Source organism: Plantactinospora alkalitolerans, from assembly GCF_015690345.1.
GTDB classification, from domain to species: Bacteria; Actinomycetota; Actinomycetes; order Mycobacteriales; family Micromonosporaceae; genus Plantactinospora; species Plantactinospora alkalitolerans.
Window position 1 is genome coordinate 1 of the sequence record NZ_JADPUN010000230.1, and the last position, 13,166, is coordinate 13,166.

The following is a 13,166-nucleotide window of genomic DNA, read 5'->3' on the forward strand; positions in this document are numbered from 1 at the left end:
GGTCAGCACGACCCCCGGCCCCGCCGTCGGCGCGGCGGGCACCCGCACCGCCACCGCCACCGCAGAAGGCCCCACCGGCACGAAAGGCTCCGCCGCCACCGCCTCCGGTGGCTCCACCCCGGCCGCCCCGGCAGCGACGCGATCGTCCGGACGGTCCGCCGCGCAAGCCACCGCGCGGCAACCCTCCGCCTCCGGCCCGGCGACGCCGGCGCTGGCCCCGGGTGATGCTCACGCTGACCCTGCTGAGCATCGCCTGTTGCTGCGGCGTGCCGGCGTACTTCGCGAAGCCGATCTGGGACCAGTACCCGGCGTCGCCGAGAGACCCGCTGCCCACCGAGGTACGGGACCTCCGCCTGCTCGACAACCGGGACGGCAAGCGGGCTGCCGAGCAGTTGAAACAGGAGGTGCAGGCGCGGAACCTGCTCGGTGGTGAGCCGTTCGCCGCCGTCTACCGCGACGGGGCCGGGAAGCGGGTCGTCATCTACGGCAGCACCGGATTCCGACTCAGCCCCGAATCGGACGTCGAGAAGGAGTTCGCCCGGATCCAGGAGGAGTACCGGATCACCACGATCCAGCCGATCCGGGACGGAGTCGCCCGGGGCGAGTACCGCAGTTGCGGCCTCGGTGAAGCCGACGGGGACGCGGTCGTCGTCTGTACCTGGGCCGACCACGGCAGCCTCGCCACCGCGCTGTTCACCAGGCTGTCCATACCGGACAGCTCCGACCTGCTCAGCACGCTTCGTACCGAGGTGATCCAGCGCAAGCCCATCGCATAGCCACCGCCGCCCGGCGCCGGCCACCGACCACCGACCGGCGACCGGCGACCGGTGGCCACCTATCGTCAGGTTGCTGCTACGTTCCGTTCTCCTCGGCGTTCCGGGCCGGCGCGTACCGGGGGACGTACTCCTGCCCGGTCAGCTTCTGGATCTCCGTCATGATCTCGTCGGTGATCCGGCGCAACGAGGTCCGGTCCGTCGGTCGGCCGATGAAGTCGAGCGGCTTGCCGAACCGCACGACCACCTCCCCGGTACCGAGCCGGGGCAGCCGGGCGCCGATCGGCTGTACCCGCTCGGTGCCGATCATCCCGACCGGGATCACCGGCACCTCTGCGGCCAGCGCCAACCGGGCCGCGCCGGTCCGACCCCGGTAGAGCCGCCCGTCGGGCGACCGGGTGCCCTCGGGGTAGATCGCGACGAGGTCGCCGCCCCGCAGCACCGGAATCGCCCCGTCGAACGCGGACAGTGCCGCCCGGCCGCCGGCGCGCTCGACCCGGATCGCGCCGAGCCCGGTGACCACGTACCTGGTCAGCCAGCCCCGTACGCCGGTGCCGGTGAAGTACTCGGCCTTCGCCCAGAAGGCGAGGTGCCGGGACACCACCGAGCCGAGGAAGAGTTCGTCGGCCACCGAGAGGTGATTGCCGGCGAAGATCGCGCCACCGGTCGGCGGGATGTTCTCCAGGCCCTCGACCTTGGGCCGCCAGGCGGCCCGCATGACGGTGCCGACGGTGTACTGGCCGAGGGTGTAGAGCAGCGGCACGGGACCTCCGGCGATCGGGGTGGGCGGGCGCTGTCACGTTAACCGACGCCCGACCGGCCCGCGCAGGTGACCGTCCCCCGGTCACCTGCGCAGCCGTGCCTCGAGGATCAGCGGCGGCGTACCGCCACGGTCACCCGGCCGCCCTCGCCGACCTCGCCGACGAAGCCGTCCACCTGGTCGGCGAAGTCGACCGAGTCCGCCAGCACCTCCCGGGCCACGAAGTCCCGGTACGCGCCGACCGCCTCGACCGCCTCCGCCGGACCGGCGAGCAGTACGTCGATCCGGTCCGACACGTCGAACCCGGCGTCCCGGCGGGCCTGCTGCACCACCCGTACGACGTCCCGGGCCAGCCCTTCGGCGGCCAGTTCGGCGGTGACGGTGGTGTCCAGTACCACCACGCCCTCCCCACCGGGCAGCGGTGCGGAGTGCTCGACGTCGGCGGGAACCAGCTTCAGCTCGTACTCCCCGGGTTGCAGCCGGACCCCGGCCGCCTCCGGTACGCCGTCGACCAGTACCCAGTCGCCGGCCTTGACCGCCTTGATCACGGTCTGCACCTGCTTCCCGACCCGGGGCCCGAGCGCCCGGGGCACCACCGTGAGCACCTGCTCGCAGTAGCTGGTCAGCTCGTCGCTGAAGGTCACCGCCTTGACGTTGACCTCGTCGGCGATCAGCGCGGCGAACGGCTCCAGGGTGCTCGCGGCCGGCGTGGCCACGGTCAGCGACGACAGCGGCAGCCGAACCCGCAGGCCCTTCGCCTTGCGCAGCGACAGCGCCGCCGAGGCGACGTTCCGGGTCGCGTCCATCGCGGCCACCAGCTCGTGGTCGGCCGGGAACTCGGCGGCGTCCGGCCAGTCGGTCAGGTGCACCGACCGGTCCCCGGTCAGCCCGCGCCAGACCTCCTCGGCGGTCAGCGGGGCCAGCGGGGCGAGCACCCGGCTCACCGTCTCCAGCACCGTGTAGAGGGTGTCGAAGGCGTCCCGGTCCCCGGACCAGAACCGGTCCCGGGAGCGCCGGACGTACCAGTTGGTCAGCGCGTCCAGGAAGGACCGGACGGTGCCGCAGGCACCGGAGATGTCGTACGTGTCGAGCTGCGCCCGGACCGCGTCGACCAGCTCACCGGTCTTGGCCAGCACGTACCGGTCGAGCAGGTCGCCGGCGGCTTCGCCGCTGCCAGCCGACCCGGCGTCGGTACGCCGTTTGGCCTCGTATCCCTCCGCGTTCGCGTACAGCGAGAAGAAGTACCAGACGTTCCAGTACGGCAGCAGCACCTGGCGTACCGAGTCGCGGATCGTCGTCTCGCTGACGATCACGTCCCCGCCCCGCAGCACCGGCGACGACATCAGGGTCCAACGCATCGCGTCCGAGCCGTAGCGGTCGAACATCTCGTAGACGTCCGGATAGTTGCGCAGGCTCTTGGACATCTTGCGGTTGTCCTCGCCGAGCACGATCCCGTGCACCACGGCGTGCCGGAACGCCGGCCGGTCGAACAGCGCGGTGGCCAGCACGTGCATGGTGTAGAACCAGCCCCGGACCTGGGGAACGTACTCGACGATGAAGTCGCCCGGATAGTGGTCCTCGAACCACTCCCGGTTCTCGAACGGGTAGTGCACCTGGGCGAACGGCATCGAACCGGACTCGAACCAGCAGTCCAGCACCTCCGGAACCCGGCGCATGGTGGAGCGACCGGTCGGGTCGTCCGGGTTCGGCCGGGTCAGCTCGTCGATCACCGGCCGGTGCAGGTCGGTGACCTTGACCCCGAAGTCCGCCTCCAGATCGGCGAGCGAGCCGTAGACGTCGACCCTCGGGTACGCCGGGTCGTCCGACTTCCACACCGGGATCGGCGAGCCCCAGAAGCGGTTCCGGCTGATCGACCAGTCCCGGGCGTTCGCCAGCCACTTGCCGAACGAGCCGTCCCGGACGTGTCCCGGCGTCCAGTTGATCTGCTGATTCAGCTCGACCATCCGGTCCTTGACCTTGGTGACGGCGACGAACCAGGAGGAGACCGCCTTGTAGACCAGCGGGGTGTCGCAGCGCCAGCAGTGCGGGTACGAGTGGGTGTAGGTGTCCTGCCGGAGCACCACCCCCCGGTCCTTCAGCTCCCGGATCACCGACTTGTTGACGTCGAAGACCTGCTCCCCCTGGTACGGCGGAACGAGCGCGGTGAACCGGGTGTGGTCGTCCACGGTGACGATGGTCGGGATGCCGGCCGCGTTGCAGGCCTTCTGGTCGTCCTCGCCGAAGGCCGGCGCCAGGTGCACGACCCCGGTGCCGTCCTCCGTGGTGACGAACTCCGCGCCGAGCACCTGGTACGCGTTCGGCCCGGCCTGCCCGACGAGGAAGTCGTAGAGCGGGGTGTAGCGGCGGCCGACCAGGTCCCGGCCGTACACCGTGCCGACCTGGGTGTACCCGTCCAGCTCCTTGGCGTACGCGCCGACCCGGGCGGCGCCGACGACGTACCGCTGCCCGTCGCGCTCCAGCACCGCGTACTCGATGTCGGGGCCGACGGCGAGCGCGAGGTTGGACGGCAGGGTCCACGGCGTGGTGGTCCAGACCCCGACCCGGACCGGCCCGCGCAGCAGTTCGGGGGCGGCGGAGTCCGGGGTCAGCTCGAACCAGAGGGTCAGCGTCGGGTCGTGCCGGTCCCGGTAGACGTCGTCCATCCGGGTCTCGGTGTTCGACAGCGGCGTCTCGCACCGCCAGCAGTACGCCAGCACGCTGAAGCCCTCGTAGACCAGGCCCTTGTCGTGCAGTTGGCGGAAGGCCCACATGACGCTTTCCATGTAGTCCAGGTCGAGCGTCTTGTAGTCGTTGCCGAAGTCGACCCAGCGGGCCTGGCGGTTGACGTACCGCTCCCAGTCCCGGGTGTAGGCCAGCACCGAGGTCCGGCAGGCGTCGTTGAACCGGGCCACCCCGAGGTCGAGGATCTCGGCCTTGGTGGTGATGCCGAGCTGCTTCTCCGCCTCCACCTCGGCCGGCAGGCCGTGGCAGTCCCAGCCGAAGCGCCGCTCGACCCGCCGGCCGCGCATCGTCTGGTACCTCGGCACCACGTCCTTGACGTAGCCGGTCAGCAGGTGGCCGTAGTGCGGCAGGCCGTTGGCGAAGGGCGGGCCGTCGTAGAAGACGTACTCGTTCCCGCCGTTCGGTCCCGGGTCGCGGGCCTCGACGCTGGCCTCGAAGGTCTTGTCGGCCACCCAGTGGTCGAGCACGCGGCGCTCGACCTCCGGGAGGTCGGGACTGGCCGGCACGCCCGTGCCGGCTGGGGCGTTCTTCGGGTACGCCATCGCGGGTCGATCTCCTCGTCGCAGCTCACTGCCGGTGGACTGCGAGGACGAATCCCCCGGTACGCCGTTGTCCGGCGTGCCGCGAGACCCGCGGTACCACCCCGCTTGGTGGTCGGAATCGACCACCCGCTCGTTGGCCGGCTGTGACGGGCCGGACCCGCCCGGTTCTACTGGGGTGTTTCCACCTGTTCTTCCGGAGGCTCGCCGGTGATCGCCGGGTCATCGCCTGTGACCCTCAACGATACTCGACGCCCCGGGCGGACCTCACTCAATATCCCCGGCTCCGGCTCGCTGCCCCGGCCACCGGGCCCGGCTCCCGGGCTCCCAGGCCGTCCCGGGGTCCCGCCACGATCAGTCCAGGTCCGGGAACCAGATCGCGATCTCGCGCCGGGCGTTCTCGGCGGAGTCCGACGCGTGCACCAGGTTCTCCCGCCCGGAGGTGGCGAAGTCGCCACGGATCGTTCCGGGTGCCGCCCGCCGCCCGTCGGTCGCCCCGACCATCTCCCGCACCATCCGCACGACTCCGTCTCCGGAGAGCACCAGCGCGATCAGTGGTCCCGAGGTCATGAACGCCCGCAGGCCCGGGTAGAAGGGCTCCGCCAGGTGCTCGGTGTAGTGCTGGTCGGCGAGCCGGTCGTCCATCCGGCGCAGCACCATCGCGTCGATGCCGAGGCCCTTGCGCTCGAACCGGCCGAGAATCTCGCTGACCAGGCGCCGCCGGACCCCGTCGGGCTTTACCAGTACGAGCGTGCGTTCGACGGAACCACTGCTGATCACGGACGTTCCTCGATGCGGGCCGGAGGGTTGAGCTCCGGTCAGCCTACCGGCGGCGGCCGTCCGACCGACCGACCGGATGCCCGTCGATCGGCGGGCGCCGACGCCAGGTCCCTCCGTACCGGACCGATCGGTGCCGGTGCCGGCGTGCGATCGGCGTCCGACCGGCGGGGGCTCGGCGTGCGATCGGCGTCCGAGCGGCGGGGGCTCGGCGTGCGATCGGCGTCCGACCGGCGCGGGAACGGCGGCGAAGGCCGCGTACCGGCCTCCGGTCGTTCCATTCCCGCCAGATCCGGCCTAGCCTGGCCTTAACCAGGGAGGTCCACTGTGGCAGAAGGTCGTCGTCGTCAGGTCGCACCGGTGCGCAAGCTCGTCGCCGCCGTGCTGGCCACCTTCGCCACCTTCGTCATCCTGTTCGGTGCCGGGATGCGCAGTTGGGCTATCGCGGTCCTCGGGGTGGCCCTGCTCGCGCTGGCCATCGGACTCGTCGCGATCACCGCCGTACGCAGCGGACCCCGGGCCTGGGTGACCGGCATCGGACACGTGCACAGCGTCACCGAGCCGCCCGCGTCGTCGACCTTCGGACGCTGCGAACTCCAGATCGTGATCGACGCGCCCGGGGTGCCGGCCCGGTCCGTGAAGATCCGTGATCCCCGGGTTCCGGTGTCGAAGTGGCCGGATCCGGGAGCCACCTTGCCGATCATGGTCGCCATCGACGACCAGCGGCACGTACGGATCCTCTGGGACGAGGTGCTGACCCACGCCGAGGCGGCGGCGGCCGGCGATCTTCCGCCGCCGTTCGACGACCTCGACCCGCTCGGTGACGACATCCTGATCGAACAGGAGACTCCGCCGTGGGCCCGCGGTGGGCGCGACGACCCGTACGCGGCCGGGCCGACGGGGGCCCCGGTCAGCAACGAGGACCTGGCCGAGGACCTGGACGCACTCCGCGACGACCTGGAGACGCTCCGGGACGATCTGGGTACGCCACGCGAGGATCCGGTGGTGATGCGGCAGACTCCCGGCGGGACGATCGTGCTGGAGGGAACGTTGGTGGACCCGCCCTCCACCGCCCCGTTGCCGCGCCGGTCGCGGCCGGGTCCCGGTCCGGGCGGCCGGACCCGACGGCCGAGTCCCAGCCCGGCCGGAAGGTCCACCGACGTGCCGTTCACCACGACGGTGACCGACGCACCGGCCCCGGACGCACCAGCCCCGGACGCACGGGTCTCCGGCGACGCCGGCTTCGACGCCCCGCCCTCGGACCTGCCGCCCGCAGACCCGCCGCCCTCGGACCCGCCACCTTCGGCCGTGTCCGGGACCACCGGTCCGGCGGATCCGGATCTGGATCCGGAGACGCCCCCCGGAGGCTCCGATCGGACCGCCGAGCAGCCCCAGGACGAGATCGACATTCCCCTGGACGATCCCGGGACCGGTACCGGCCGGCAGGGCCCATCGGACCCGCTCGACGACGCTCCGGCCTCCCCCGACGACGAGGCGATCCTCGCCGATCTGATCGCCACCCAGCCATCGGCCCGGGTCGGCGGCTCCGGACCGATCGCCGGAGTCGGAATCACCCTGCTGGTCACCAATCTCGACCGGTCGATCACGTTCTACCGGGACCTGCTCGGCTTCTTCGAGATCGACGGTGGCGACGGGAACGCCATCCTCGCTTCCGGCGCGACCCGGCTCGTGCTCCGGGCCATCCGTGACGTGGCCCCGATCAACCGCCGGCTGGTCCACCTGAACCTCGAGGTGAACGACGTCAACGCCGTCTACGAGGAACTGCTCGCCAAGGGTGTGAAGTTCACCTACGCGCCGCGCGCGGTCAACCGGGGGGCGAAACTCGAACTCTGGGCCGCCGCGTTCCGGGACCCGGACGGGCACGGCATCGCGCTGACCCAGTGGCGCGGCCGCTCCACCGGCTGAGCATCGACGGGTACGCCAGCACGCCGGCTCGCCGCTGACCGCCGACGGTCCGGGGTTCCGGGGTTCCGGGTCCGGGGTTCCGGTCCGGCCGGTCAGCCGAGGATGATCCGGCGTCAGCCGAGGATGACCCGGCGGATGTGCAGCACGTACAGCCAGACGGCCGCGAAGATGAGGCCCAGCGCACCGAGCGACCAGTGCAGGAGACCGGCGAGCATCAACAGCCCCTGCAGCACCGTTCCGGCGTGCCAGGCCCAGGTCCGGCGCAGACTTCCGGCGAGTACGGCGGCGAGCACCGCGAGCCCGACCACCACGCCGATGGCCGTACCTCCCAGGTCGCCGCCGAGGAGTCGGATCGGCTGGATCGCTAGCAGCAGGACGAGCGTCTCGACGCTCAGCGTCAGGGCGCCCAGGCTGCGTACCGCCCGACCCGGATCGCGCAGCCCGGACGGCCTGACGCCGCCGTCGGGCCCGGCCGGACCGGCGGCACCGCTTCCCTCGCCTGGGCCGCTCGCCCCACCGGCGGTACCGCTCAGCTCGCCGGAGGCGGTCGCCCCACCGGCGGTACCGCTCAGCTCGCCGGGGCTGGTCGCCCCACCCGGGCCGCTCATCGTTTCAGCAGCCGGCGGGCGTCGGCGACGGTGACCACCGAGCCCGTCACCAGCACCCCCACCCCGCTCAGCTCGCCCTGGACGTCGGACTCGGCCAGCGCCACCGCAGCCTCGATCGCGTCGGGCAGCTCGGGCGCCACCTCGACCCGGTCCGGTCCGAAGATCTCGGTGGCGAGGTCTGCGAGTTCCGCGACCGGCATCGCCCGGGGTGAGGTGTTCTGGGTGACGACCACGACGTCGGCGACCGGCTCCAGGAGTTCCAGCAGGCTCGCCGCGTCCTTGTCCTCCAGCACGCCGACCAGCGCGACCAGCCGGCTGAACGCGAACTCCTCCTGCAGGGCGTTCACGGTCGCCGCCATGCCGTGCGGGTTGTGCGCGCCGTCCAGGAGGATCGTCGGCGCCGAGCGGACCCGTTCCAGCCGGCCCGGCGAGTCGGCCACCGCGAAACCCTCGCGGACCGTCTCGACATCGAGCTGCCGGGCCGCACCGGCGCCGAGGAACGCTTCGACGGCGGCGAGGGCCAGCGCGGCGTTCTGGGCCTGGTGTGCGCCGTGCAGCGGGATGAACACGTTGTCGTAGACCCCGCCGAGACCCTGGAGCGTGAGCACCTGTCCGCCGACCGCGACGGCCCGGCGGAGTACGCCGAACTCCCCGCCCTCCCGCGCGATGGTGGCACCGACCTCGGCGCACCGTTCCAGGATCGGCTCGGCGGCCTCCTCCGGCTGGGTCGCCGAGATCACGGTGGCGCCCTTGTGGATGATGCCCGACTTCGCCAGCGCGATGTCCCCGATGGTGTCTCCGAGCCACTCGGTGTGGTCGAGTCCGATCGGGGTGAGAACGCAGACGCCGGCACCCAACACGTTTGTGGAGTCCTCGGCCCCGCCGAGACCCACCTCGACGACCGCCACGTCCACCGGAGCGTCGGCGAAGGTGGCGAAGGCCAGCGCCGTCGTCATGTCGAAATACGTCAGTGGCTCGTCGGAACGCTCGTCGATCAGCCGGGCCAGCGGTGCGACCTCGCGGTAGACCGAGACGAACCGTTCCTCGCCGACCGGCTCACCGTCCAGGCTGATCCGCTCCCGGACGGTCTCCAGGTGCGGGCTCGTGTACCGGCCGGTGTGCAGTCCGAACGCCCGGAGCAGAGAGTCGATCATCCGCGCGGTCGAGGTCTTGCCGTTGGTACCGGTCAGGTGGATCGCCGGATAGGCGCGTTGCGGACTGCCGAGTACGTCGAGCAGTTCCTCGATCCGTCCGAGGTCGAAGACCATCCGGGTGAATCCCCGTCCGGCCAGCTCCGCCTCGACCCGCGCGAACTCGGCCTGCCGCTCAGTACGTTCACTCACCGCGATCCTCGCCCATCCGCCTCACCGCGCACGCCCCTGCCCGCCTTCCGACTCGCCCACGAACGCCCCTGCGCCGGCCGCCGTCACCCCAGCGCCGCCAGGGCGGTGCTGATCCGCTCCAGGTCCGCCTCTGCCGCGGCCAGCCGATCCCTGATCTTGTCGACCACGGGCGCCGGGGCCTTGCCGAGGAACGCCGGATTGTCGAGCTTCGCCCGGGCCTGGGTGATCTCCTTCTCCGCCGCGGTCCGGTCCTTCTCCAGCCGGGCCCGTTCGGCGGCGACGTCGATCGAGCCACGGGTGTCCAGCGCCACGGTCACCGCTCCGGAGACGGCGAGCGTGGCGCTGGCCCGGAAGTCCGGCGCCGCCTCGTCCAGCCGGACCAGCGAGCGGATCAGGGACTCGTGCGGGGCGATTCCGGCCTCGGCCAGACCGTCGAGTCGGGCGGCCACCCGCTGCGCCGGACGCAGCCCCTGATCGGACCGGAACCGCCGGATCTCGGTGACGACCCGCTGCAGATCGGTGACCTCGCGCTCGGCCTGCTCGTCGCGAAGGGCCGGAACGGCGACCGGCCAGGTCGCCGTCATCACGGATCCACCCTCCGACCCGGCACCCGCCGCCTCCGTGCCGGTCAACGCGATCCAGAGCTCGTCGGTCACGAACGGCACCACCGGATGCAGCAGCCGCAGCAGGTGGTCGAGCACGTGTCCGAGCACCCGTCGGGTGGCCTCCGCCCGCTCGCCCCCGGCGGCCAGCACCGGCTTGGCCAGCTCCACGTACCAGTCGCAGACGTCGTCCCAGGCGAAGTGGTACAGCGTGTCGCAGACCTTGGCGAACTCGTACGCCTCGAACTGCTCGTCGACCTCGGCGGTCACCTGCTGCAACCGGGACAGGATCCACCGGTCGACGGTGGAGAGCCGGGACGGTTCGGGGAGGTCCCCCGACACGTGCGCGCCGTTCATCAGGGCGAACCTGGTGGCGTTCCAGAGCTTGTTGCAGAAGTTCCGCGAGCCCTGGCACCACTCGTCACTGACCGGTACGTCCTGTCCCGGGTTGGCGCCACGGGCCAGGGTGAACCGGGTGGCGTCGGCGCCGTAGCGCTCGATCCAGTCCAGCGGGTCGACGACGTTGCCGAACGACTTGGACATCTTCTTGCCGTGCTGGTCGCGGACCATGCCGTGCAGCGCGATCACGTCGAACGGCTGCCGGCCGTCCATCGCGTACAGGCCGAACATCATCATCCGGGCGACCCAGAAGAACAGGATGTCGTAGCCGGTCACCAGCACGCTGGTCGGATAGAACTTGGCGAGGTCGGGCGTGGACTCCGGCCAGCCGAGCGTGGAGAACGGCCACAGCGCGCTGGAGAACCAGGTGTCGAGGACGTCGACGTCCTGGTGCCAGCCCTGGCCGCTCGGCGGATCCTCGTCCGGGCCGACGCAGACGACCTCGCCGTCCGGGCCGTACCAGACCGGGATGCGGTGTCCCCACCAGAGCTGGCGGGAGATGCACCAGTCGTGCATGTTGTCGACCCAGGCGAAGTAGCGCTTGGCCATGTCGGCGGGCTCGATCTTCACTCGGCCGTCCCGGACCGCGTCGCCGGCCGCGCGGGCCAGCGGGGCGGTGTTGACGAACCATTGCAGCGACAGCCTCGGCTCGACCGTCGTACGGCACCGCGAGCAGTGCCCGACCGCGTGCACGTACGGCCGCTTCTCCGCCACGATCCGGCCCTGCTCGCGCAGCGCGGCCACGATCGCGGGCCGGGCCTCGAACCGGTCCAGGCCCTCGAACGGACCGGGCGCGGTGATGACACCCCGCTCGTCCATGATCGTCAGGGACGGCAGGTCGTGCCGCTGCCCGATCTCGAAGTCGTTCGGGTCGTGCGCCGGGGTCACCTTGACCATGCCGGTCCCGAAACTGGGATCGACGTGCTCGTCGCCGACGATCGGGATCTGTCGCCCGGTCAGCGGCAGGTCGACCAGGGTGCCGATCAGGTGCTTGTACCGCTCGTCGTCGGGATGCACCGCGACCGCGGTGTCGCCGAGCATCGTCTCGGCCCGGGTGGTGGCCACCACCACCTCGTCGCTGTACCGGATCGAGACCAGCTCACCGTCGTCGTCGGTGTGCTCGACCTCGATGTCCGACAGCGCGGTCAGGCAGCGGGGGCACCAGTTGATGATGCGTTCCGCCCGGTAGATCAGGCCGTCGTCGTACAGCTTCTTGAAGATCGTCTGTACGGCCCGGGACAGTCCCTCGTCCATGGTGAAGCGCTCGCGGTCCCAGTCCACCGAGTCGCCGAGCCGGCGCATCTGGCCGAGGATCTTGCCGCCCGACTCGGCCTTCCACCGCCAGACCCGCTCGACGAACTTCTCCCGCCCCAGGTCGTGCCGGGACAGGCCCTCGCCGGCGAGCTGGCGCTCGACGAGGTTCTGGGTGGCGATGCCGGCGTGGTCCATGCCGGGCAGCCAGAGGGCCTCGTAGCCCTGCATCCGGCGCCGCCGGGTCAGCGCGTCCATCAGGGTGTGCTCGAAGGCGTGGCCCATGTGCAGCGAGCCGGTCACGTTCGGCGGGGGGATGACGATGGTGAACGGAGGCTTGTCGCTGTCGGCCGAGGCCCGGAAACGCCCGGCCGCTACCCACTCCTCGTACCGCCGACGCTCTACCTCGCCCGGCTGGTACTGGGCGGAAAGGGTCGGGGCCGGGGCGCGGTTGGCATCCAGAGTCTCGGTCACCCACAAAGTCTACGAGCCGCCGCCCGAGGTCCGTCGTGCGCCACCTCCCGGCTCGCGTACGGTGGCGGTCATGTCCGATGCCCACCCCTCCGATCGGCGTCCTTCTGTCGATTCCGGCGCTATCGAGATCACCTCGGAGCCGGTCGTACTGGCCGCGCCGGACGCCCCGCACACCGAGGCGACCGACATCACGCCGACGGCAGACCCGGACGGCCCGGTACCTGCCGGTGGCCTGTCCCGGCGCCGGAAGATCGTGCTCGGCTCGGTGCTGGCGGTGGCGCTCGCCGGTGCCGCTGGCCTCGGCAGCGTCGGCTGGCGCATCGCCCAGGAGAAGGACGCCACCCTGACGACTCCGGCCCAGGTCGCCGGCCTGAACCTCGACGACAGCGAGCGCGCCAGGACCACCGCCGACTATCTCCGTACGGGGTTCACCGCCGACATCAACGCGCAGGAGAGCATCGGCGCCGTGTACGCCGATCCGGCCGCTCCCGAGCGCAGTGTGCTGCTGTTCGGCGGTACGGCGCTGGTCTGGCAGCCGGAGCGGGATCTGGACCGGCTCTTCGACCTCGTCGCGGAGGGCGAGGGGACGATCGACGAGCTCCGTGAGGTGGACGCCGGTTCCCTCGGTGGTGTCATGAAGTGTGGGAGGAGCACCGGTCCGGAGGGCGATCTCGCCGTCTGCGGCTGGGCCGACCACGGCAGCGTCGCGATGGCCATGTTCCCGGGCCGTACCGTCGACGAGTCCGCGGCGCTACTGCGCGACATCCGGGGCACGGTACAGAGCCGGAACTGAGCCGCAGGACCATTCGTGGACGGCAGAAGGTTGGGCAAGCAGAAACATTGCCAGGGCAGTGGGAGTTTGCAGGGCGGTATAAACAATGTGGGGCCACCCCGAAGGGTGGCCCCACATTATGAAGATGTCCGGCGGCGTCTTACTCTCCCACACCCTCCCGAGTGCAGTACCATCAGCGC

The 13,166-nt window shown here is 71.3% G+C and carries 9 protein-coding genes; 3 read left to right on the forward strand and 6 right to left on the reverse strand.

The features are described 5' to 3' along the window. The first annotated feature begins 224 nt into the window (after positions 1-224). Entirely contained in the window at positions 225-776 is a 552-nt protein-coding gene (locus I0C86_RS25995) for a hypothetical protein (RefSeq protein WP_196203906.1), read from the forward strand. A 76-nt stretch (positions 777-852) separates the two neighbouring features. Here I0C86_RS25995 and I0C86_RS26000 read toward each other — a convergent pair whose 3' ends face one another. From I0C86_RS26000 to ndk, 3 genes are all read right to left on the reverse strand, one after another. Next, entirely contained in the window at positions 853-1,536 is a 684-nt protein-coding gene (locus I0C86_RS26000; protein ID WP_196203907.1) for a lysophospholipid acyltransferase family protein, read from the reverse strand. A 107-nt stretch (positions 1,537-1,643) separates the two neighbouring features. Next, the gene (gene ileS / locus I0C86_RS26005) at positions 1,644-4,817 is read right to left on the reverse strand and encodes an isoleucine--tRNA ligase (protein ID WP_196203908.1); all 3,174 of its coding nucleotides are present in this window, start codon (positions 4,815-4,817) and stop codon (positions 1,644-1,646) included. A 351-nt stretch (positions 4,818-5,168) separates the two neighbouring features. Further along, entirely contained in the window at positions 5,169-5,594 is a 426-nt protein-coding gene (ndk, locus tag I0C86_RS26010; protein WP_196203909.1) for a nucleoside-diphosphate kinase, read from the reverse strand. A 324-nt stretch (positions 5,595-5,918) separates the two neighbouring features. Here ndk and I0C86_RS26015 point away from each other — a divergent pair, with 324 nt between their 5' ends. Beyond that, positions 5,919-7,517: a VOC family protein gene (locus tag I0C86_RS26015; protein WP_196203910.1), complete on the forward strand. Its 1,599-nt coding sequence runs from the start codon at positions 5,919-5,921 to the stop codon at positions 7,515-7,517. A 113-nt stretch (positions 7,518-7,630) separates the two neighbouring features. On the opposite strand, the gene I0C86_RS26020 is transcribed toward I0C86_RS26015, so the two are convergent. From I0C86_RS26020 to I0C86_RS26030, 3 genes are all read right to left on the reverse strand, one after another. Next, positions 7,631-8,125, reverse strand: coding sequence for a DUF4233 domain-containing protein (locus tag I0C86_RS26020; RefSeq protein ID WP_196203911.1), 495 nt, complete (start codon positions 8,123-8,125; stop codon positions 7,631-7,633). After that, the gene (locus tag I0C86_RS26025; protein ID WP_196203914.1) at positions 8,122-9,393 is read right to left on the reverse strand and encodes a bifunctional folylpolyglutamate synthase/dihydrofolate synthase; all 1,272 of its coding nucleotides are present in this window, start codon (positions 9,391-9,393) and stop codon (positions 8,122-8,124) included. Before I0C86_RS26025 ends, I0C86_RS26020 begins: the two co-directional genes overlap by 4 nt. Positions 9,394-9,551: 158 nt before the next feature. Continuing rightward, positions 9,552-12,194, reverse strand: coding sequence for a valine--tRNA ligase (locus I0C86_RS26030; RefSeq protein WP_196203912.1), 2,643 nt, complete (start codon positions 12,192-12,194; stop codon positions 9,552-9,554). Between the two features lie 70 nt (positions 12,195-12,264). On the opposite strand from I0C86_RS26030, the gene I0C86_RS26035 reads away from it, so the two are divergent. After that, entirely contained in the window at positions 12,265-12,987 is a 723-nt protein-coding gene (locus I0C86_RS26035; RefSeq protein ID WP_196203913.1) for a hypothetical protein, read from the forward strand. Positions 12,988-13,166 lie beyond the last annotated feature (179 nt).